Origin of the sequence: Mycobacterium neglectum (assembly GCF_002591975.1) — a bacterium.
Taxonomy (GTDB): domain Bacteria; phylum Actinomycetota; class Actinomycetes; order Mycobacteriales; family Mycobacteriaceae; genus Mycobacterium; species Mycobacterium neglectum.
The window spans coordinates 1-20,695 of record NZ_NVQE01000011.1 but is presented as its reverse complement, the minus strand read 5'-3'; the positions used below and the strand labels follow the sequence as shown (position 1 = coordinate 20,695).

Sequence of the window (20,695 nt, the reverse complement as noted above, 5' to 3'; positions counted from 1 at the left end):
CGACCCAACACTCCGGACCGGCGACTCTTTTGGGGTTTTCGTGGGCGTAGAACTTGCTGGCCGTCGAGGCCATCGGGCCTAAGAGAACATTACGAGACCACCAAGAAGGCGATACCGCGTCGGCGACGACAGTAAAGTGCTCTTCCGTGGCGAGAAACCTGTTAGCTAACGGCCGCGGCCGCTGGTTGGCGGTCGTGGTTTCGTTGGTGGTCTCCGGTGCCATGTTGTACGCACAGAACGCCGATACTCCACGCAGCGCGGAGCCCGCGGCGGCAGCGCCGTCCTCTCCCGAGTCCGCACCGCCGGCCGCGCCGCGGGTCCCGATTCCCGCCGAGGCCGAGCTGCTCGCGGCGAGTGCCCCAGCCGCCGCCCGCGAGCTCCCGTTCGAGCTGCCGAAGGGCGTCACTCCCGAGAACGGGTTGCAGGTCAGGACCATTTGGGCGGCCCGTGCCATCAGCGTGATGTTCCCCGAGATCACCACCATCGGCGGGTATCGACAGGATCCGTTGAGGTGGCATCCCAATGGTTTGGCGATCGACGTCATGATCCCGAACCACAGCAGCGAAGAGGGCATCGAACTCGGTAACCAGATCGCCGGGCTGGCGTTGGCGAACGCCGAGCGGTGGGGCATCCTGCATGTGATCTGGCGGCAGGGCTACTACCCCGGCATCGGCGCACCGAGCTGGACCGCGGACTACGGCAACGAGACTGCCAACCACTTCGACCATGTGCACATCGCCACCGCCGGCGGCGGATATGCCACCGGCGATGAGACCTACTACATCAGCTCCATGAGCCCGCTGCCGGACAACTGATCACAACGCGAGTGCTTGTTTGACGTCGGCCTGGGTCTCCTCCAAGAAGGCCTGAAACTCGTCGCCGACCATGAACGTCGTGGTGAAATGCCTGTCCTTCGCGATCTGCTTCCAGGTAGGTGATTCGACCATTTTGCCGAGCGCGTCCTGCCAGTACTCGACGGCGGCCTGCGGCATCTCCGGTGGCCCGTAAAGGCCCCGCCAGTTCGAGAGGGTGACGTCGAGGCCCTGCTCCCTGGCCGTTGGCGCATCGAGGCCGGGCAGCCGTTCCTCGGACAACACCCCCAGCGGTTGGAGGGTTCCTGCGCTCAACAGGTCGACGAACTCGCTGACACCGCCGATCGCCACGCTGATCTCGCCGCTCTCGAGCGCCTTGATCTGGTCTCCGCCGCCTTCGAAGGGGACGTAGTTGATGGTCGATGCGTCGCCCCCGGCCGCCGCCACCAGCAGGTCGAAGGGTGCCTGATCGTCGTTGGCGGCGCCGACCACAACACCTTTGGGATCCGCCTTGATCCCCGACATGACGTCGTCGAGATTGTTGTACGGGGAGTCAAGCCGCGTGACGACGACGTAGTACTCGGTGATCAAGCGCGCGATCATCGTGACGTCGTCGTAGCCGTACGTCGACTTGCCGAGCAGCTCGTTCATCATCATCGACAGCGACGTCACCGAGACCTGATTCTCGTCGCCCTTGTACCGCTCCACCATCGTGGCGAGGAAATCTGCTCCGCTGTTCCCCGGCCGATTCTCAACGGGCAGCGGCACATCGACGATGTGTTCTTTTTCCAAGGCCTCGACGACCGCACGGATCGTGATGTCGAAGCCACTCCCCGGGTTGGCTCCCGCCGTCATCGTGACGGGTCCGGCCGGATAGCCCTGTCCCGCTGAAGTTCGCTCGGGTTCCTGACAACCCGTCAGCGTGAGTGAAGCGGCCAGCAGGACGCCGAGCGCGAATCTGATCATCGGGGGTGTGGACTCCTTGATTGGTTTGTGAGCGCCCCCTCTACTTACACCAACGTGCGCCGATGTCCGCAGTCAGGGCCGCAGCAGTTGCCGCACCCGCGCGGCTTGCCGGGTGAGATGGTCACGCTCCGAAACGCTGACAGCGACGCGGGAGGCCTCGGCATACAGCTCGGCGGCACGCTGCAGTTCACCGGCGCGTTCGCGAAGGTGCGCGGTCACCGCGATGTAGCGGGGCAGATCGGGGCTCACGTCGACCAACGCGGCCAGACCGGCCTGCGGTCCGTCGGACTCCCCGACCGCCACCGCACGGTTGAGCCGGACCACCGGGCTGTCGGTGAGCCGCAGCAGCTCGTCGTACCACTCGACGATCTGAGTCCAGTCCGTGTCGGCGGCGCTGCGGGCGTCGGCGTGCAGGGCGGCGATCGCGGCCTGCGCCTGATATTCGCCCAGCCGGTCGCGGGCCAGTGCGGTCTGCAGAATCGTCACCCCCTCGGCGATAAGGGTGGTGTCCCAACGTGTTCGGTCCTGCTCGGCGAGCGGCACCGGGCGGCCGCCGGGACCGGTGCGAGATTCGCGGCGCGCATGGTGCAGCAACATGAGCGCGAGCAGGCCCGCGATTTCGGGCTCATCGGTCAGAGCAACAAGTTGACGGGTGAGGCGAATCGCCTCGGCGGCCAGGTCGACGTCGCCGCTATAGCCCTCGTTGAAGACGAGGTAGAGCACCCGCAGCACCGTCGGAAGGTCGCCGGGCTCATCGAGCGGTAGCCCAGCGATCTTTCGCTTGGCCCGGCTGATCCGCTGAGCCATGGTCGCTTCGGGGATGAGGTACGCCGTGGCGATCTGCCGCGTGGTCAGGCCGCCGACCGCGCGCAGCGTCAACGCGACGGCCGAAGGTTCCGGCAGGGTGGGGTGCGCGCACAGGAAGTAGAGCCGCAGAGTGTCGTCGGTGGCGGGCACCTCGCCGACCGGCGGCTCGACCTCCATGGCGAGTTCTCTTGCCCGCCGGGATGTTTCGGCACGGGTTACGTCGATGAACTTGCGCCATGCCACCGCGACCAGCCATGCCTTCGGATCGCGCGGTGGATCGTCGGGCCAGGTTTCCAGCGCCCGGATCAGCGCCTCCTGGACGGCGTCCTCGGCCGACGCGAAGTCTGCTCCGCGCCGGACGAGGACACCGATCACCGCGGGAACGAGGTCGCGCAGCAGCGACTCGTTCACTCGGTGAACTTGGACGTCTCAGTGAGGAACGGCCGAACCTCGAGCCACTCGTGGATCGGTTTACCGTCGGCGCCTGGCGCGGCGGACAACTCCCCCGCCAGCTCGACCGCGCGTTCCCAGGACTCGACGTCGATGATCATCCAGCCCGCGATGAGATCCTTGGTTTCGGCGAAGGGACCGTCGGTCACCGGCGGGCGACCCTCGCCGCCGTATTGGACAAACGCACCGTCGGGGGTCAGGGCCTGGCTGTCGACGAACTCCCCCGTCTCCTGCAGGCGCTTCGCGAAGTCGCTCATGTACTGCACGTGGGCGTCGACCTCCGCCGGTGTCCACTGGTCCATCGGGACGTCGTTTACCGCCGCCGGGGCCCCGCGATAGTGCTTCAGCAGCAAGTACTTCATTGTCGTTTCTCCTCCGTCGTCTGGCGGCCCGTGGTGGCCACTCATCCCCTAGGACGGAACCGCCGCTACGTTCTCGACACTCGATGAACTTCCGCGGAGTTCCGCAGTCGCCAATATGTCAACGTCACTCGCTGCTGGCATCTCCGTCCAAGCCTTCGGTGAGAGCCGCCGCGAGTTGTCGGCGGGAGGTTATGCCCAGTTTTCGAAAGACCTTGCTGAGGTGGTATTCGACGGTGGACGTCGTGATGAACAGTCGACTCGCGATTTCGGCGTTGGTCGCGCCGGAGCTAGCTTGGCGCGCCACCTGGGCCTCCTGCGGTGTGAGGCCGAAGGCGTTGCGCGCTCCCGCTGCATCCGCCATCGCGTCGCCTGCGGCGCGCCGCTCGACACCGGTACGGGCGGCGAACGCGGCGGCCCCCATCGCCATGAACATGTCATAGGCCGTGCCCAGCTGTGCATGCGCGTCGCGGCGACGTTTCTGACGACGAAGCCATTCGCCATAGAGGAGGTGCGCACGCGCGAGTTCGGTGCGCACCGCGGTCCCCGCCAGCTGCCTGATCGCTTCCCGGTAGTGCACCTCGGCCTCAGCATCGGTCGCCATCAATGCACGCGACCTCGCCAGCAGACCGAGAGCCCACGGAGTGGCAGCGACGACCGCGCGTTCGGTCAGCCGCGTCAACGCCGCTTGAGCAGCGGCTCGGTCGCCGCCACGTACGCCGGCCTCCACAACCTCGGGCAGCACCCGGTTCCCGAAGCCCGGCGGGTCATCGTGAAAGATCTGCAGTCCCCATCGAAGCGCTTCCGGGTAGCGGCCGAGCCCGAGTTCCAAAACGGTCAGACCCATCAGCGCGAAGATCTCGAGAATCGAGGCGCCCTTCTGACGACCCCAATCAGCGGTCGAGGACGCCACCGCGCGGCTCTCACTTTCGCGGCCCTGCCAGGCACGCACTTCCAACAACACTCCGGTCGTAGCGGGAAGCGGCACCCCGATCAGCGCCGAGATCTCGGCGGCCTCACCGTAGCTGTTCTCGGCATCGTCCATCTGTCCTGCCCAGGCCTGGCTTGTCGAGAGCCCGGCGAGCGTGATCCGCATCGCCCCGAGTGCCCCCTGGCGGCGCTCGATTGCTTGGGCGCGTTCGAACATCGCCCGACGACCGTGCTCGTCCCACACGTCGTCGGCGGCGAACCATCCCAGAATCGTCGACGGGATGCCGGCGTGAGCAGCCGTCTCGTCGGTGAACATCATTGCCACCGCGGCCCGCAGCAGCGGGACCGCATCGGCGTAACCCCGGGCGATGCGGGTTGCGAAACCATCCAGAAGCAAGTCGATGCCGCTGGGCGGCCGGCGCGGGTCCGGCCCGGCAGCGAGCGCCGCATGCGCCACCTCTTCAAGGGTCGTGCCGTTGGTGTATTGGCGGGCGACGATTGCGGCTTGCATGGCATCGAACAGAATCTGCCGGATCAAGGAGAGGTCGGCCGGCTCCACCTTCGTCGCCGCACCTAACAGGATGGCGGGCGCGTCTTTGTGCCGAGAGAAGAACACCGAGATCGCTGCGCGCAGGCGCTGCACCGCGACGTGCATGCCGGCGCCGTCGTGCCCCGAAGTCGCCAAGTCCAGCAAGGCCTCGGCGAGCGGGCCGTCACCGGCCGCCAGGTGGGCCTCCGCGGCAGCCAGATACCGCAGCGCACGGTCTCGGGTGTGGGGCGACAGCTCAGCCGCGCGCGTCAAGAACGCGGCCTGCATGGTGTAGCCACCCCTTCGCTGAGCTCGCTCCGCCGAGGCCTGCAAGTCTGCGGCGATGGTCTCGTCGGGGGACGTCACGGCGGCCGCCCGGTGCCAGGCGGCCTGGTCGTCATCACCGTTACCGACGGCCACTGTGGCTAGAGCGTCGTGCACACGCTGGCGCTCCTCGGGGGTCGCACCGTCGTACACCGCCGAGCGTATGAGGGGATGCCGGAACGCGACGCGCGGTTCGAGGGATAGGATCCCTTGCTGCACAACGGGGTCGGCCGCTGCCGCAGCTACACCTAGCAGCGCAGCGGCTAGCCACACGGTCAATGGATCGTCGTCGGCGCAGGCCGCGGCGACGAGTAGTACGGTTCGGGCGTCCGGGGACAGTGTGGCGACCTGCGCCAGGAAGTGAACGTCAACCCGGCGTCCGACCGGCAGTCGGCGCGGCAACGGGAACCGCCCGGCCAACTGTTCGGCGCTGAGTTCCCCGACAAGCTCCAGCATCGCCAAGGGGTTGCCGCCTGTCTCGTCGATCACGCGCGCTGACACTCGCGGATCCAGTGGGCCGGAAACGGCTTCGTCGAGGATGCTGTGAGCCGACGCCGTATCCAGTGCTGCGATCCGCCGAGTCGCCAATCCGTCCAACGCGATCAGGTCGCCGGCGTGTTCGCGGGCGCTGAACACCATCCCGATGGGGTCGGCGTGCAGGCGCCGCGCGATGAATCCCAGAACGGCAAGCGATTCCTGGTCCAGCCACTGGGCATCGTCGATCAGGCAGACCACCGGCCGCTCCGCGGCGACGTGCGACAGCAACGCTAATGCAGCCAGGCTCACCAGAAGTCGGCTCGGTGGTGGTCCCCCGGTGAGGCCGAACGTCACCTCCAGCGCATTGCGGTGCGGGCCGGTCAGCCTGTCCAGACGGTCGAGATAGGGCATGACGAGCCGGTGCAGTGCAGCGAAGCCCAATCGCAACTCCGATTGCGCTCCGACAATCCATAGCGTCGTCACATCGGCAGCTGAGTCCGCCATGTACTGCAACAGTCGGGTCTTTCCGACACCGGGTTCGCCGATGAACAACAGTGTGCCGGTGAAGCCTCCGCGGACGTCGGTTGCGAGCTTGTCGAGCATCGCGCACTCGGCTGCCCGCCCGAGCAGGACGCCGGTGACGCCAGCTGGGTGTTTCCGATCACCGGTCAACGTGTTCCCCCCGCCCATCACCGGTTGAGACGCTGACACAGCCCATTCCGCTACTGAACACAGACAATAGATCTGACCAGCGCGGTCTGGCAGCGATGCGCGAGTTTCGCGTCCTGGGAACGCCCTGGCACCGCCCGCTCCGATTGCGCGCCAGGCGTCAATCACTCAACGCCCATTCGTTCCGTTTTCCGCTTAGCTTTTTAACCACTGGGGTACATCCCGGATTCGCACCGGCATGGTTCTGTGGTCGGCTCCAGTGCGTCGGCAACGCCGACTCGCACACCACGCCCACTGCCCTGCCGGTTCGAGCACGCGACGGCAGCTTCCGAATAGGTGACGTCAATGAGTGCTTTTGCCACCCGGTACAACACGGCGACAATCGACCGACTCGAGGTGTTCTATCGCGAGGCCGGCGATCCGAACAACCCCACGTTGCTGCTGCTGCACGGCTTTCCGTCCAGCTCTCACATGTTCCGCAACCTGATCAACTCCCTGGCTGACGCATACCACCTCGTGGCCCCTGACCACATCGGATTCGGCCGCTCAGCGATGCCGACAACGACGCAGTTCACCTACAGCTTCGATCGCCTCACCGAGATCACCGAAGGCCTGATCACTCACCTAGGTCTCGACCGGTTCGCCCTTTACATCCACGACTATGGCGCGCCGATCGGCCTACGGATCGCGAGCCGACGGCCCGAACGGATCACCGCGCTGATCACCCAGAGCGGAAACGCCTACGTGGAAGGCTTCACCCCGTTCTGGGACATCCTGTTCGCCCACGCCAAGGACCGCGCTGCGAACGAAGACGGCGTGCGCGAAAAGTTCACCCCCGAAACCACCTACTGGCAGTACACCCATGGCGTACCCGCCGATCGGCTCGATCGAATCGCGCCCGAAACCTGGCAGCTCGACCAACTCGGCCTGGATCGCAAGGGCAACGACGCTGTCCAGCTACAACTGTTCTGGGACTACCAGTTCAACCTCGACGGCTACCCCGCCTTCCAGGAATACTTCCGCACCCACCAGCCTCCGCTGCTGGTCACCTGGGGCAAGAACGACGAAATCTTCGGCGCCCCCGGCGCCGAGGCGTTCCGCCGCGACTTCCCCAACGGGGAATTCCACCTTCTCGACGCCGGCCACTTCGCACTGGAAACTCACGGCGAGGAAATCAGCGGATACATCCGCGACTTCATGCCGCGAGCACTGAGCGGCACCGCGACGGGGAACTGATGCGGTCGGCCAAGGCACAGCGCTGATTCCCCACGACGGAACGAAAATCAGCTAATGCAGAAGTTCACAACGCCATTCGGATTCGAGTCGACAGCTGACGAGGTGATTCGTGGGGTCGACCTCGCAGGGAAGCGGTCGGTGGTCACTGGCGCGACGAGCGGACTGGGCGTGGAGACTGCTCGTGCACTGGCGGCGGCCGGCGCAGAGGTCGTGCTGGGGGTCCGTCGACTCGACGCGGGCCATAAAGTCGCCGAAGAGCTGAGACAGGCCACGGGAAATGACGCCATCGAGGCGGTCCGACTCGATTTGTCCGATCTCGCATCGATTTCGGCATTCGCGCGGGCGTGGAGAGGTCCCCTGCACATTCTGGTGAACAATGCCGGAATCATGGCCCTGCCCGAGCTGCAGCGCAGCGCGCTCGGGTGTGAGATGCAGTTCGCGAGCAACTTCCTTGGCCATTTCGCGCTCGTCGTTGAACTTCGGGAGCCTCTCGCCTCGGCTGGCGGCGCGCGTGTGGTGTCGGTCAGTTCCACGGGCCACCTGTTCTCGCCTGTGGTATTCGACGACCTCCATTACCGGTTTCGCCCCTACGATCCGATGACCGCTTACGGTCAGTCGAAGACGGCGACCGTACTGCTGGCCGTCGAAGTGACTGCACGGTGGGCCGACCACGGAATCGTCTCCAACGCATTGAATCCGGGCGCGATCGCCACCGGCCTCCAGAAGCACACCGGTGGTTTGCGCACCCCCGAGGAGTTTCAGAAGACCATCGAACAAGGCGCGGCGACATCGGTTCTGTTGGCGGCCTCGCCGCTCGTCGACGGGATCGGGGGGCGCTACTTCGAGAACAACAACGAAGCCGACGTGGTGACCGAACGCGCTGAGACGCTCGGTCGTGCCGGCGGGGTCGCGAAGTACGCGCTCGACGGTGACAACGCGACACGTCTGTGGCACGAGGCGGCATCGCTGACAGCGGTTGGATAGTCATCGCACGCAGGCCAGCCCACTGCCATGGGTTTGAGAACCACGGCCGGAGTCTGCCTTGATGGTCCCTACCAAGTTCGTCTCCGGCGCATTGTCCGAGGCGGTAATGCCGCGTCCCGATTCCCGCGGTCTCAGGTCACGCTCCGAACAGTAGGTACAGGCCGGCAAAGGTATAGCCGACCATGGTCAGCATCATCGCGAGCTGACCGGTCAGTTGATGACCTACGGGCAGCACCCGCAATGCCTTGTCGTGCGCGGCGATCACAGCCAACACATGCCCGATGACCACGGAGGTGACCTTGATCGTCCACAGCAAGGTCGGATTCAGAGAAAGAAAGTACTGCACGTCGCCGGAGTCCAGGCCGAGTAGGTGCCAGCCCCTGCCCAGCGGGTCGCCGAGCCGCACGATGGTCTCCTGGCCCCGCTCGACGAGATAAGAGAGGTAATGCGCGAAAATGTAGCCCACGACTATGGGAATGAGACTGTGCGCGAGTAGCCCCGGTAACTCACGGCGTCGCTCGCGACTGACACCGGCGGCCGCGCGAGCCGCACCGGAGAATGTCACGCCGACGGCAAGCACGAAAAGCAACAGCCCGACGGTTCGCAACACCGTGCCACCCGCGGTATCTCCGAGCAGAGGAATGGCCGCAGCGTTGCGATTGACGAAGTTGCTGAAGGTAGCGGACTGCGAGAAACTGTCGAACGCGGTGGATCCGAGGAGCACCGCCATCACCGCTACGGTGCCTGGCCGCACCGGCATGGTCGGCAGATGATCGAGTGGATTCCCGAGGACGATCCGTCCTGTCGCGCGATTTCTCCTGAAAGGTGCCAGCCGCGAGACGGTCACGCTGTACACCTCGAACGGGTCGGCTCGGGCGAACCAGGTCGTTCCAAACAATGCTGCGCCAAGCAACATTGCGATGACGTAGATGAGAATCCAGATCTTTATCGCCGTCAGCGAGCCTGGATCGGAACTCGCTAGTTCCAGCCACACGAACGCAAACAGCCCGACCACAGCGGGCCAGTAGCCCCAGCGCGGCCGGTACCGCGCCCGCCCCGCTGTTGGCGTCGCATTTCGCCGCCCGACCTGCGAGAGTCGCCACATGGTTCGCACAGGCGATATCACTCGCCACACCGGGCCGACGACAACCGAGATGGCGACGAGCCCGACCCACAGCAGCACGTAGAACACGCCGGGTAGGGCATTGTCACTGCCCTGCGGTCCCCAGATCGCAGCGACGACCACCCAGACCGAGAAGGTCGCGGCGGCAGCCGCGAAGATCCATCGTAGAACCGTGGAGTCGACGGCGTTGGTCACCCACGCCGGTAACTCGCGTCCTGGCTTCGCTGGGTCGAAACGCGGCGTCCGCCAGGCCACAGCGACGACGGCGAATGTCGCAGCCAACGCCCAGGCGGCTCCAATCAGCGCGTACGACAACGGCACTGGGAGATCGGTCGATCCGCCTACGCCGTGCGCGAGGACCGTCACCGCGGCGGCTTCGCTCGTCAAGGTCGCACTTCGATGGTGACGACTGTGACGTGCAAGTCGTGCAGCTCCACGGCGACGCGACCGGGGATGTCGACGGTGAACTCGAAGCGCTGGTCTGGGGCGGCGGCCACGTCAAAGACATGTTCGGGCACCGAATGCACGTGCAGGCTGTCCACGGCGTCGCTGGTCACCTGAAGCATGATCGGCTGTCCCGCGACAGCTTGAACCACCGCGTTTGTGGGTGTCACCGCGCCGTTATCGACGGTGACGTCGACGACCGTCCCCGCCTCAGCACTCGTCGAAGGTGTCGCCGCAGGGGCCTGCGCGGAGGGCGACTGCGCAGCAGAAGTTGAGTTAGGAGCAGAAGGCTCCGAACCACACGCCGCCAAGAAGGCGACTGCCGCTCCAATTGCGCTCGCCCTTAGCCAAATACAGCTTCTACTCATGTGTAAATCCGTCCAGCCGATTGTTGTTTGAGTACGCGGCGCGTTCACGCTGGTGCACAACACTTCCGCAAGAAGACCAGGCGCCCCAGGCCATCAAATCTCTGACGATGTTCGGTCGTTGGGCCGTTGCTATTCTGTGGTCGTGGAGCGCTCGGGAGGCGCCTCAGCACCAAGCGCGGGATGAGCGGATCGTCGGGCCCGGTCTATCGAGAAGATCCCTAGCGCGACGGCGATCACTGCGAAACCTAAAGCGGTCCAAGCAATCACCGAAGTCATAGCGCTCCCGCCGCCGGACGCACCGTCCGAACTCGCTCCGAGATTCACTGACGGCACCGGGAATTCCGGGTCGCTGCCTTCGGGCACTGGTTCCGTCCAGGCGTCGGTGGTCCCGTCGACGAAGGTCTGATACGTGGGCAAGTCCAAAGCCTCGATATCCGGCAGCGGCCCGGCTTCGAGGACAAAGTCGTCGAACTGGCCCGGTAGGATTCCCGGGCCCGTCGCAGTCCAGGTCACCGAACTCACCACCTCGTCAACGGGCGTGCCGTCGTCTCTGTAGATCGGCGGATTGGTTTTCTTCTTCGTGATATCGAGTTTCCAGCCCGGAACCGGCCGAGCCAGCACGGTGCGGATCTGAATGTCGTCGGGAATGCGCACTTCTACTTTGGTGGTGGCGGGGTTAGCTGATTCACCGGGAACGCGCAGTGTGATGAGACCCGTCTCCCCCGGTCCCCCACCCTCGAGGATGGCGTCGACGTGCGCGGCCGCTGACGGACTTGCAAGCAGTGCCGCCACGCCGCTGAGTATGAATATTCCGACGATGCGCACAAGAATCTTCAACACAGACCACCTCCGTTTGTGATTGCAGTCTTCGAATCGGCTTCGAAAGTACCTGCCTCAGTTCAGAATTGCTTTTGAGCGACGGACGTCCGCTTGCGTCCACACCATCACTCCCACATGCGATCGGCTACCGCTTACCGGAGCGCGTCCGGGGCTCTTCCTCACCGAGGCACAGTCTACGGGGTAAGACCGTAGATGGGTGGAGATGGCCTACGGCGGGTCGGGTTTTCGCGCGTCCGCCGCGCAGGCGGTGCCACCTTTACGAAGTCTTCATCAAACAACGAGACGACGCATATGCCGAGAGCGGACCGTGGACAGTACGGACGTCATGCGCTTCGTCGCGCTCGGCGCCCGCTTGGACACATTGACGAGAGGTCGAGGGATGCATAACAAGCAGATTGCGGTCGCGATTGCCGCGGCCGCAGTACTAGTCACCGTTGGCGCCTGCAGCAATTCCGAGCCGAGTACTCAGCCATCGGCGAGCCCGGCTGCGACATCAGCGCCATCGTCAACGAACGCAGCCCCAACCGACGCGCAGGCGCACAACGACGCTGATGTGGCATTCGCCCAGGGCATGATCCCTCATCATCAGCAGGCGGTCGAGATGAGTGACATGCTGCTGGCCAAGGAGGGCATTGACCCGCGGGTCGTTTCACTGGCTCAAGAAATAAAGGCGGCGCAGGCCCCCGAGATCGAGACGATGCGAGGCTGGTTGACGCAGTGGGGCGTTGCCGGCGCGCCTCCGATGACCAGCGGCATGCCCGGACATGAGATGCCGGGGCATGGAAGTATGCCCGGGCACGAGATGCCGGCTCATGGAAGCATGCCGGGGATGAGCGGTGACGGGATGATGTCGCCTAATGATATGGCGGCGCTCCAGAACGCCAAGAGCACTGAGGCCAGCCGACTGTTTCTCATCCAGATGATTGAGCACCACAGGGGCGCTATCTCGATGGCACGGAACGAGATTGACAACGGCGAGTTTGGGCCCGCCATCGACATGGCACGACAGATTTCGTCGTCGCAGCAGGAGGAAATCACTTCGATGGAGCAATTGCTGAAGTCCCTGTAGCCCCGAGGCCGATTAGATTGCGCCCCGGCCGCTGGCGCTGGTGATCGCGGCCGCCGAATCTTCGCGTGAGGATGCCTTCGGCAGCCTCACCGCAAAGGTGCATCCCTGACCCCGGCCGCCGCTGCGCGCAGCGATAGTTCCGCCGTGAGCCTCTACCAACGCCTTCGCGATCGCCAACCCGATACCAGCACCGCCATGGTCGCGGTCGCGTGCGGCGTCGGCCCGGTAAAAGCGTTCGAAGATGTGTGGCACATGCTCGGCGGTGATTCCCTCGCCGGTATCGACCACCGATACCTCTACATGGTCAGAGTCGACCGCGGTGGTGACCGCAACGCTGCCGTCGGCGTGCGTGTGGCGAAGTGCGTTGTCGAGCAGATTCGCCATGACCTGTTCAAGTCGCTGGAAATCACCCATGACCAGAGGGCGTCTGTCACTCGAATATATCTGCAGATGAACACCTTTGGTGGCATAGCGTTCGGCGGACGCAGTGGCCACTTTATCGACCACGTGTTCAATATTCACCAAGGCGGGTTCCATAGAGTGTGAGCTGTCTTCCGCCTGCGCCAAGGCCGCTAAGTCGGCGGAGAATCGAACGAGTCGGCCGGTCTGGTCGCGCAGCATCGCGGCGGTAGTTGAATCCAACGTTCGAACACCGTCTTCGAGTGCTTCGAAGTAGGCCTCGAGAACGGATACCGGAGTGCGGATTTCATGCGCGAGATCACTGAACAGGCGTCGGCGAGTGGCCTCGACTGTTTGCAGTCGGGACGCCATCTGGTTGAAGGCGCTGGCGAGGGCCTCGAAATCGTCACCCAATTCTGGCGGCGAAACCCGAATGTCATAGCGTCCTTGCGCCACCTCCGCTGCCGCAGAAGCGACTTCGGTGACGGAGCGCTGCAACCGACGACTGATATACCAGCCGACAGCCAAAGCGGTGAGCGCCGACACCGCGAGAGCGCCACCGACCGAAAACACGGTGGCGTAGATGTACGCCTCTTCGGCATGAACCTCTTCCATCGAGTTGGCGGGCACACCGGCGCGATGAAGATGCTCCCGGAAAAGCGGTGGGCCGACAATCGCGGCGATCACCGCGGTTGTGAAGACTCCTGCCAACAGCACCGTCGCTTGCGCCAGGAGGAGTCGGACGCCGAGGCCATGTCGACGTCGCGACGGCCGTGGTGCAGCGTCTCCCGCCACTCGAGGAATCATTGTCCTGTCCCCATCCGGTAGCCGACACCCCGAAGCGTCACGATGTAGCGCGGCGCTGCCGCGTCATCACCCAGCTTTCGACGGAGATGACCTATGTGGACATCGATCAGGTGGTCATTGCCGACCCAGGCTTCGTCACGAATCGCTTCGAGAAGCTGACGGCGGCTGAGAACGATGCCGGGTCTAGCGGATAGCGCCTCTAGTAAGTCGAACTCCGTTCGAGTGAGAAGGATCGACTCCCCGCCGATCCTCACCTCACGGGCGGACACGTTGATCGTTAGTGGACCGAAGTGCCGCGGAGGCGGGGCAGGAATCCCCGGCGCCGAAGCGTCCGCGGAGGGCATCGTGCGTGGCCGCCGAAGCATCGCTCTGATGCGGGCGACCAGCTCTCGGGGACTGAACGGTTTGGTGATGTAATCGTCGGCTCCGACTGTGAGCCCCAGCACGGTATCCAATTCGGTGTCGCGGGCGGTCAGCATGACGACGTAGGCGTCGGAGAAGGTACGTAACTGTCGGCATACCTCCAAACCGTCGATGCCAGGCAGACCGAGATCGAGGATGACGACGTCGGGATCGAGTTCGCGCGCGACGGTAATCGCGTCGGCACCGTTGGCCGCGACGATGGCTTCGAATTGCTCGCGCTCCAGATAGCTGGCCACCACCTCGGCGAGCGGTGCCTCATCGTCGACGACCAGTGCACGAAACGTGGGCTGTCGAGACGCTCCTGGGCCGACCATCACACTATGTTGCCTGTTCATCTCACGCGTGGGGCCTCGTGAAGCGATCCAGCTGGATTCTTGAACAGATCTTCACGCAATCAAGACCGATTCGACGTAGTGCTACGAGAAGGTTCAACGAGGAAGGCATGAGATTGTCGACTCCCGATCCTGCCCACATACCCGCGCGGCCGTGTGCGTGTCACAGACGTCCGAACAAGACGGCCGTTACATTGTGTCGAAGGACCAGTCGAGTGACGCGGTGGCCCCCGGCCGTGTCGATGCGGAGTACGCGATGCAGCAGCGAGGTTTCGGTGACCTGGAAGCCGTCATCATGGACCTCATTTGGGACTACGAGGATCCGGTGACGGTGCGTCAGATCTTCGACGAACTCTCCGCCGACCGCCAGATCGCGTACACCACCGTGATGTCGACGATGGACAACCTGTATCGCAAGGAGTGGCTGAGCCGTGAACGCAGCGGTAAGGCGTACTTGTATCGCCCGGTGATGAGCCGCGAAGAGCGTTCCGCTCGACTAATGCGCGCGGCATTCCAGACGGGCGGCGACACCAACGCTGTGTTGGCCTTCTTCGTCGAGCAAATGAGCGCTGAAGAATCTGCACAATTGCGCTCGGCGTTGCGTCGTGGCGGTAACAGGCGACGATGACCACTGGCTTATGGCTGCTGCTTTACGGCGCCGCGCTGGCTTGGCTTTCGCCATCACTACTGCGACGGCTCACCAAGTCCGGCGTCAGCCCTCAGATGGGAGTGGCGGCGTGGTTGACGGCGATCGCAGCGACGCTCATCGCGTGGGTCATCGCCGTCGCGCTCATCGGTGTGGCAGCGATCGACGGCATGTTGGGCACGTCGGCAGTCACCTTGTGCCTGGAGCTGTTCGGTCTCTCCGAGCACGGGGGGCTACCCGGCCTCAGCGGATCCATCGCGTTGACGATCGCCGGCACCGCTTTGTCCATCATTTTCTTGGTCAGAACCAGTCGGTGGGTCACGCGACTGAGGTCTCGAAGCCGGGAGCACGCCAATGCTGTGCTGCTGGTGGGCCGGCCGACCTCGCGTCCCGGCGTGGTCATCATCGACGCCCAGAGGTCGGCGGCCTACTGCGTGTCCGGGCACCCTCCCGCAATCGTGGTAACCAGCGCTGCTTGGTCGACATTGGCCCGCTCCGAGCTCGCGGCCGTCCTGGCGCATGAGCAGGCACATATCGCGGGTCGGCACCACCAGATATTGATGATGCTGCGAGCAATGGCTGCGGCTCTCCCACTGCCATTAATGCAACAGAGCGCTCGTGCGGTCGCTGACCTGCTGGAGATGTGCGCCGACGACGCTGCCGCCCGGCGGCACGGTGTCAGCCCCATCCTGGGCGGTTTGCTTGCCATGGCAGAAGCACGCCACCCAGTGCCCGCCGAAGGACTGGCAGCGGCCGGCACTGCGGTGGCAGCGCGAGCGATGCGGCTTGCACAGCCCGCTCGCGGGCGTGCCAAATGGAGCCAGAGACTGATGCTCGCAGGAAGCATGGCCGTGATGCTCAGCGCGCCGGGCCTCATCGAACTGCTGTGTCATCACTGAGCGGCCGGCCAGATATCCCCCAGGGGGTGATTCCGATCTGGAGCAATCACGTATGCAGCGAGTGTCGATTCGGTAGGCAAACGGAAATCTACGGAGCAGAACCGTAGATAAGCAGCATGTATGCCTGTGCGCGAATGATAAAGGTTTCGTCAAAAGCATTACTGGTCAATAAAACTCGGCCAATGACCGAAATGACTGCGCGGCGCGATGAGCCAGCGATACGCGGTTATCGCGGCGCGATTACAACATGGCGTCGAATCGGCGGGTCTCCGAATCAAGCTCGATCCGCTGCTACAGTCGGCTGCATTGTGAGGTACAACGACGCTCCCTTTGGTGCGCGACGGCACGCCGTCATCGCGCTACTGGTCGTGCTCGTCGTGCTCGCCGCGGGAACAGGATGGAAGCTCACCGACCACAGCCCCCCGGCGCATCATGGTCCGCATGCACTGTCATCCCACTCCTTGAATGACTCTGCTGCTGTCGTCGAGCATCCACATGTGCAAGACGGTTCCGTCGCCGTGACACCGGTAGCTTTCGCCGAAGCGGCCCTGCCGCGTTCGGTGACGCTGCTGGCTGCGATCGGCCTCGTCGCCGTTATCGGCGTCGCATTCCTGCGCTTGGCCACAGGTGCGTCATCTGTCATCCGAGGCCCCCCGAGATGGGGTAGTTGTCTCGTCGCCGGGCAGCAGCTGCTGCTTCGGCTCTGCATCGCGCGCCGCTGATTCGGTAGCGCCAGACTCACGTCCCCGAGGCGTGAGTCGGTGACCGCTACTCATGTCAGCCGCCGCGGCAAGGATTGTCGTGGCATCACCGAAAGTGACCCGCGTTCATGAGCCATGCTCTGTCCGTTCACTCACCACACCACTACGCGACCCATCATCAACGCCTGCGACGCTTCGACAAGCCGGCGACGATGATAGGAAATACGCCTGTCCTGCGAATCTCGGCGCCGTTCACCGACGACAGCCGCGGGTTCTGGGCCAAACTCGAGGGGTTCAACCCCGGCGGGATGAAGGACCGTCCAGCGCTACACATGGTCGAGAGAGGCCGCGCCCGCGGCGACCTGCGTACCGGCGGCCGCATCGTCGAATCAACAAGCGGCACATTGGGACTGGGGCTAGCCTTGGCCGGCACCGTGTACGACCACCCAGTAACTTTGGTCACAGATCCCGGACTCGAACCGATCATCTCGCGGATGCTGACCGCCTACGGTGCTGATGTCGATGTCGTCACCGAACCGCATCCCGACGGCGGGTGGCAGCAGGCACGTCGCAATCGGGTGATGGAACTGCTCGAATCAGACCCCGAAGCGTGGTACCCGGATCAATACAACAATCCCGATAATGTCGACGCCTATCGGGGTCTTGCAGAAGAGTTGTCAGCGCAACTAGGGGCGATCGAGATACTCGTCTGCTCCGTCGGCACCGGAGGTCATTCGGCCGGGATCGCGCGCGTGCTACGCGAAACCAATCCTGATTTGCAGCTCATCGGGGTCGACACAATCGGCTCAACCATTTTTGGTCAGCCTGCACGACCCCGGTTGATGCGAGGGCTGGGGTCGAGTATTTACCCTCGTAATGTGGACTACGCCGCCTTCAATGAAGTTCACTGGGTCGCTCCCCGGGAGGCCGTGTGGGCATGCCGCACACTGGCGGCTACTCACTACGCCACAGGTGGCTGGAGTGTTGGCGCCGTCGCCCTGGTCGCCGGATGGGTCGCGAGGACGAATCCATCGAATGCAACTGTCGCGGCGATCTTTCCCGATGGGCCACAACGCTACTTCGACACCGTCTACAACGACGACTACTGCGGCGTCAACGGGTTGCTTGCCGGCAGTCCGCCACGAAATCCAGAACTCATCACCGATCCACGCAATCATGTCGTCACATCCTGGACACGTACGCCGTCCATTGCGGATCCGACAGTGGTGCCGCGATGAGATTCTCCGCGCAGTTTCGCAGCTTCGGCTGGCCCAGCCGGATGTTGATGATCAACCAGTTCGGCATCAACGTCGGTTTCTACATGCTGATGCCCTATCTGGCGGGATACCTCGCCGGACCGCTTGGCCTTGCGGCGTGGGCAATCGGACTTGTGCTGGGCGTACGGAACTTCTCTCAGCAGGGCATGTTCATCGTCGGCGGTACACTCGCTGACCGCCTGGGATTCAAGCCGCTGATCGTTGCCGGGTGCATACTGCGCACCGGCGGATTCGCCCTATTAGTGGTTGCCGATTCGCTACCCGCACTGCTGATCGCCTCCGCAGCAACAGGTTTCGCGGGCGCACTGTTCAACCCAGCTGTGCGTGCCTACCTTGCCGCCGATTCAGGACCACGACGCGTGGAGGCGTTCGCGACCTTCAACATCTTCTATCAAGCGGGAATACTTGCCGGACCGTTGGTCGGACTTGCGCTGTTGGCCCTCGACTTCCGCATAGTCGCCGCATCGGCGGCGGCTGTCTTCGCGGTCCTGACCGTGGCCCAGCTGTTCGCCTTGCCGCAGCATCGTGCGACACCGCAAACCGAGAAGAGCACCGTACTGCAGGATTGGCGGACCGTCCTCTCGAACCGGTCCTTTTTACTGTTCTCCACTGCAATGATCGGCTGTTACGTTTTGTCCTTCCAGGTGTACCTGGCCCTGCCATTGCACGCCAAAATCCTCGTACCCGAACATGAATCGCTCACCGTTGCCATGATCTTCGTCATGTCGGGGCTCGTGGCCGTCGCGGGGCAGCTACGCATCACCCGGTGGTTCACCAAGCGCTGGGGGTCGGGGCATTCGCTGGTGATCGGCATGCTGATCCTTGCAGCGGCCTTCACGCCGATGATTGCGTTCCCCAACGGAGCACGGTTCGGCGAGCTCGCAGCAGTCATCGCCCTGGTCGTTACAGCAGCAGTGCTTGCCGCTGGCTCCGCTGCAGTGTTTCCGTTCGAGATGGACACCGTTGTCTCGCTGGCCAACAACCGATTGGTCGGCACGCATTACGGCTTCTACAACACGATCGTGGGCATCGGCATTCTGACCGGCAATCTGGCCACCGGCGCGCTGATGCAAGCCGCCCGCACCGCTGGCCACGAAGAACTCATCTGGCTCGCGTTGACAGCTGTCGGGTTAGCAGCTGCCGCAGCCCTATACCGGCTCGACCGAACCGGACGCCTGGTCCCCGAATTGTCCAGCACCCCAACGTATACCGCTCAATCGCGGACAACATAGACAGCCACTTCGCCGCGAGACAGTTGAGGGAGGAACGGATTGCTCCAGCTGCGAGTCCCTCGTAGCGCTCAGAAGCGTCCGGCCAGTATCGGCTGGCCAGCTCCGGTGAGTTCATCGATGGCCACGCGGCGACCGGTCATCGCCATCAGCAGAGCCTCACCGGGACCAACCACTTCTGGTCCGCTGCCGTGCGTCCAATCCGCATCGGTCGCCTGAAGTCGCAACCCACGTATTCGTTTTCCGGCGCCAAGCCGTGGATTGCTAGGGACGAGCGGGAGAATCCGTTCCAATCGGTCGATGGGTACGACGCGCGGGTGACCGAGTGCACGCCGGATGTCCTGGTGGTGAATCGTGGCGTCAACAAGTGCGATCATTCCGCCGAATCCAGCGGTCAGCCCGCGTGGTTGCAGATGGTTGTTGAGAAACTCCAGCAGGTCCTCAGGTGTCATCGGTGAAAACTCCTCGACACCAACCTCGTTGGCGCGCACGATACGACCCTTCAGAAAGCGCGTGATCAGTCCGACTAAACCGAGGTCCTCGTAACTCACCATGTGGGCGACGACATCCTTGACGCTCCATTTATCGCAGAGGCTGGGCGCCGTCCACTCCACGGGCGTCAACGTCGCGAGAAAGGTCGCGAGGTCGGCACGTTCCTCACGGGCCATATCCATCAAAGACTTCTCATCCACTGCACTCATGGCGATGTCACCTCGGTTCCCACCTGCTCGGCGTAGCGCGACAGGTAAAGCGGCCACCCTGCTTCGCCGTCGACTCCGTCGGCGACGGAGCGCCACCCGGTGCCGTGGCGTTCGAGGTTGCGGTGTTCCAACTCGACGCGGGTACGCTCCTCCGACTCGGCAATGAATCGCACTTCAACCTCGCTGGTCTTGGTGAGATCGGTCTCGACTTGCCAGGTCGGGCCGATGTCCCAGGTGAATACGACACGAGATGGCGGCTCATATACGAGGACTCGCGCCCACTGACACCGGCTGCCGTCGACGCCGATGTCGTATATATGCCCACCCGCGCGAGGTTCGAACACGGTTTCGGCGATTGGGACCGCGAGCAGGTTGTGCTCGCGGGGTTTGATCGCGTCAAACTTGTTGGTGAACAACGCGAATGCGCGCTCGATCGGGGCATGGACGGCGACCTGATGCCGTATCGGTTCGACGTGCGATGAGCTCATTCTATTTTCCTTCTCCTTGATCGGCCATTTGCTTGAAGTTGCCAAGGGCCTTCGCCCAGAACTGGTCGAGGTCCGCCCGCAACGCCTCGATGCCGCCCATATCGAGTTGGTAGACGCGACGAGTGCCTGCGGCCCGGTCCCGTACCAGTCCGGCCGATTTGAGCACCTTTAGATGTTGTGAAACAGCGGGTCGGCTCACCGGCAGCTGGCGAGCCAACTCACCAACCGCCAATGGGCCATCAGCCAGGCACTCGACGATTGCCCGTCGCGTGCCGTCAGCTAGGAGGGCGCTGAATAATCGGCGTGCCTTCTATGAAATGGGCGTTGAGCTGGGATGATGAGTTGATGCAGGGCATGGAGCGCGCTGATCGGGAACTGTTGGATGCCCAGGCGCTGGTCGGTCATC

20 protein-coding genes and 1 pseudogene are annotated in these 20,695 nt (G+C 63.8%); 9 read left to right on the top strand and 12 right to left on the bottom strand.

Going from position 1 to position 20,695, the window contains the following annotated elements; translation table 11 throughout:
- The first annotated feature begins 146 nt into the window (after positions 1-146).
- Positions 147-815: a VldE C-terminal domain-containing protein gene (locus CSQ99_RS11060; RefSeq protein WP_176560976.1), complete on the top strand. Its 669-nt coding sequence runs from the start codon at positions 147-149 to the stop codon at positions 813-815.
- On the opposite strand, the gene CSQ99_RS11055 is transcribed toward CSQ99_RS11060, so the two are convergent.
- The 4 genes from CSQ99_RS11055 to CSQ99_RS11040 form a co-directional block, all read right to left on the bottom strand.
- The gene (locus CSQ99_RS11055; protein ID WP_099039094.1) at positions 816-1,778 is read right to left on the bottom strand and encodes a tripartite tricarboxylate transporter substrate binding protein; all 963 of its coding nucleotides are present in this window, start codon (positions 1,776-1,778) and stop codon (positions 816-818) included.
- 72 nt (positions 1,779-1,850) lie between these two features.
- On the bottom strand, positions 1,851-2,996 hold the full coding sequence (locus tag CSQ99_RS11050) for an RNA polymerase sigma factor (protein WP_099039093.1): 1,146 nt from the start codon (positions 2,994-2,996) through the stop codon (positions 1,851-1,853).
- The gene (locus CSQ99_RS11045; RefSeq protein WP_099039092.1) at positions 2,993-3,397 is read right to left on the bottom strand and encodes a YciI family protein; all 405 of its coding nucleotides are present in this window, start codon (positions 3,395-3,397) and stop codon (positions 2,993-2,995) included. The genes CSQ99_RS11050 and CSQ99_RS11045 overlap by 4 nt, the downstream gene beginning before the upstream one ends.
- A gap of 124 nt (positions 3,398-3,521) precedes the next feature.
- Complete coding sequence (locus CSQ99_RS11040) at positions 3,522-6,365, bottom strand: ATP-binding protein (protein ID WP_141562658.1); 2,844 nt, start codon at positions 6,363-6,365, stop codon at positions 3,522-3,524.
- A gap of 303 nt (positions 6,366-6,668) precedes the next feature.
- Between CSQ99_RS11040 and CSQ99_RS11035 the strand changes: the two genes are divergently transcribed.
- Both CSQ99_RS11035 and CSQ99_RS11030 read left to right on the top strand, forming a co-directional pair.
- Positions 6,669-7,559 (top strand): alpha/beta fold hydrolase, encoded by an 891-nt coding sequence (locus CSQ99_RS11035; protein WP_099039090.1) that lies wholly within the window; start codon positions 6,669-6,671, stop codon positions 7,557-7,559.
- A 54-nt stretch (positions 7,560-7,613) separates the two neighbouring features.
- Complete coding sequence (locus CSQ99_RS11030) at positions 7,614-8,543, top strand: SDR family NAD(P)-dependent oxidoreductase (protein ID WP_099039089.1); 930 nt, start codon at positions 7,614-7,616, stop codon at positions 8,541-8,543.
- A gap of 136 nt (positions 8,544-8,679) precedes the next feature.
- On the opposite strand, the gene CSQ99_RS11025 is transcribed toward CSQ99_RS11030, so the two are convergent.
- The 3 genes from CSQ99_RS11025 to CSQ99_RS11015 form a co-directional block, all read right to left on the bottom strand.
- Entirely contained in the window at positions 8,680-10,053 is a 1,374-nt protein-coding gene (locus CSQ99_RS11025) for a hypothetical protein (protein WP_099039088.1), read from the bottom strand.
- Entirely contained in the window at positions 10,050-10,223 is a 174-nt protein-coding gene (locus CSQ99_RS31320) for a hypothetical protein (RefSeq protein WP_245908859.1), read from the bottom strand. The genes CSQ99_RS11025 and CSQ99_RS31320 overlap by 4 nt, the downstream gene beginning before the upstream one ends.
- A gap of 384 nt (positions 10,224-10,607) precedes the next feature.
- Positions 10,608-11,318, bottom strand: a complete 711-nt coding sequence (locus tag CSQ99_RS11015) for a YcnI family protein (protein ID WP_099039086.1) — start codon at positions 11,316-11,318, stop codon at positions 10,608-10,610.
- 379 nt (positions 11,319-11,697) lie between these two features.
- Between CSQ99_RS11015 and CSQ99_RS11010 the strand changes: the two genes are divergently transcribed.
- Positions 11,698-12,387, top strand: a complete 690-nt coding sequence (locus CSQ99_RS11010) for a DUF305 domain-containing protein (RefSeq protein WP_099039199.1) — start codon at positions 11,698-11,700, stop codon at positions 12,385-12,387.
- A gap of 12 nt (positions 12,388-12,399) precedes the next feature.
- Here CSQ99_RS11010 and CSQ99_RS11005 read toward each other — a convergent pair whose 3' ends face one another.
- Entirely contained in the window at positions 12,400-13,593 is a 1,194-nt protein-coding gene (locus tag CSQ99_RS11005) for a sensor histidine kinase (protein ID WP_099039085.1), read from the bottom strand.
- Positions 13,590-14,330, bottom strand: a complete 741-nt coding sequence (locus CSQ99_RS11000) for a response regulator transcription factor (protein WP_176560975.1) — start codon at positions 14,328-14,330, stop codon at positions 13,590-13,592. Before CSQ99_RS11000 ends, CSQ99_RS11005 begins: the two co-directional genes overlap by 4 nt.
- Before the next feature lie 274 nt (positions 14,331-14,604).
- Here CSQ99_RS11000 and CSQ99_RS10995 point away from each other — a divergent pair, with 274 nt between their 5' ends.
- The 5 genes from CSQ99_RS10995 to CSQ99_RS10975 all read left to right on the top strand — a co-directional run bounded on the left by CSQ99_RS10995 (position 14,605) and on the right by CSQ99_RS10975 (position 19,103).
- Positions 14,605-14,976, top strand: a complete 372-nt coding sequence (locus CSQ99_RS10995; protein ID WP_099039198.1) for a BlaI/MecI/CopY family transcriptional regulator — start codon at positions 14,605-14,607, stop codon at positions 14,974-14,976.
- Entirely contained in the window at positions 14,973-15,893 is a 921-nt protein-coding gene (locus CSQ99_RS10990; RefSeq protein WP_099039083.1) for a M56 family metallopeptidase, read from the top strand. The genes CSQ99_RS10995 and CSQ99_RS10990 overlap by 4 nt, the downstream gene beginning before the upstream one ends.
- Positions 15,894-16,201: 308 nt before the next feature.
- The gene (gene lpqS / locus CSQ99_RS10985) at positions 16,202-16,615 is read left to right on the top strand and encodes a putative copper homeostasis (lipo)protein LpqS (protein WP_099039082.1); all 414 of its coding nucleotides are present in this window, start codon (positions 16,202-16,204) and stop codon (positions 16,613-16,615) included.
- Positions 16,616-16,722: 107 nt separating this feature from the next.
- Positions 16,723-17,832 (top strand): PLP-dependent cysteine synthase family protein, encoded by a 1,110-nt coding sequence (locus CSQ99_RS10980; protein WP_099039081.1) that lies wholly within the window; start codon positions 16,723-16,725, stop codon positions 17,830-17,832.
- Positions 17,829-19,103 (top strand): MFS transporter, encoded by a 1,275-nt coding sequence (locus tag CSQ99_RS10975; protein WP_099039080.1) that lies wholly within the window; start codon positions 17,829-17,831, stop codon positions 19,101-19,103. Before CSQ99_RS10980 ends, CSQ99_RS10975 begins: the two co-directional genes overlap by 4 nt.
- A 68-nt stretch (positions 19,104-19,171) precedes the next feature.
- Here CSQ99_RS10975 and CSQ99_RS10970 read toward each other — a convergent pair whose 3' ends face one another.
- The 3 genes and pseudogenes from CSQ99_RS10970 to CSQ99_RS10960 form a co-directional block, all read right to left on the bottom strand.
- Complete coding sequence (locus CSQ99_RS10970) at positions 19,172-19,801, bottom strand: maleylpyruvate isomerase family mycothiol-dependent enzyme (protein WP_099039079.1); 630 nt, start codon at positions 19,799-19,801, stop codon at positions 19,172-19,174.
- Complete coding sequence (locus CSQ99_RS10965) at positions 19,798-20,289, bottom strand: SRPBCC family protein (RefSeq protein ID WP_099039078.1); 492 nt, start codon at positions 20,287-20,289, stop codon at positions 19,798-19,800. The genes CSQ99_RS10970 and CSQ99_RS10965 overlap by 4 nt, the downstream gene beginning before the upstream one ends.
- 1 nt (position 20,290) lies before the next feature.
- Positions 20,291-20,572 (bottom strand): annotated as a pseudogene (locus CSQ99_RS10960) (ArsR/SmtB family transcription factor); the annotation flags it as partial.
- Between the last annotated feature and the right edge of the window lie 123 nt (positions 20,573-20,695).

Bases quoted from the DNA above. Each gene is read 5' to 3' on its own strand.
- CSQ99_RS11055 (WP_099039094.1), bottom strand. From the start codon at position 1,778: ATGATCAGATTCGCGCTCGGCGTCCTGCTGGCCGCTTCACTCACGCTG.
- CSQ99_RS11045 (WP_099039092.1), bottom strand. From the start codon at position 3,397: ATGAAGTACTTGCTGCTGAAGCACTATCGCGGGGCCCCGGCGGCGGTA.
- CSQ99_RS11035 (WP_099039090.1), top strand. From the start codon at position 6,669: ATGAGTGCTTTTGCCACCCGGTACAACACGGCGACAATCGACCGACTC.
- CSQ99_RS11030 (WP_099039089.1), top strand. From the start codon at position 7,614: ATGCAGAAGTTCACAACGCCATTCGGATTCGAGTCGACAGCTGACGAG.
- CSQ99_RS11010 (WP_099039199.1), top strand. From the start codon at position 11,698: ATGCATAACAAGCAGATTGCGGTCGCGATTGCCGCGGCCGCAGTACTA.
- CSQ99_RS11005 (WP_099039085.1), bottom strand. From the start codon at position 13,593: ATGATTCCTCGAGTGGCGGGAGACGCTGCACCACGGCCGTCGCGACGT.
- CSQ99_RS11000 (WP_176560975.1), bottom strand. From the start codon at position 14,330: ATGGTCGGCCCAGGAGCGTCTCGACAGCCCACGTTTCGTGCACTGGTC.
- CSQ99_RS10995 (WP_099039198.1), top strand. From the start codon at position 14,605: ATGCAGCAGCGAGGTTTCGGTGACCTGGAAGCCGTCATCATGGACCTC.
- CSQ99_RS10990 (WP_099039083.1), top strand. From the start codon at position 14,973: ATGACCACTGGCTTATGGCTGCTGCTTTACGGCGCCGCGCTGGCTTGG.
- CSQ99_RS10980 (WP_099039081.1), top strand. From the start codon at position 16,723: ATGAGCCATGCTCTGTCCGTTCACTCACCACACCACTACGCGACCCAT.
- CSQ99_RS10975 (WP_099039080.1), top strand. From the start codon at position 17,829: ATGAGATTCTCCGCGCAGTTTCGCAGCTTCGGCTGGCCCAGCCGGATG.
- CSQ99_RS10970 (WP_099039079.1), bottom strand. From the start codon at position 19,801: ATGAGTGCAGTGGATGAGAAGTCTTTGATGGATATGGCCCGTGAGGAA.
- CSQ99_RS10965 (WP_099039078.1), bottom strand. From the start codon at position 20,289: ATGAGCTCATCGCACGTCGAACCGATACGGCATCAGGTCGCCGTCCAT.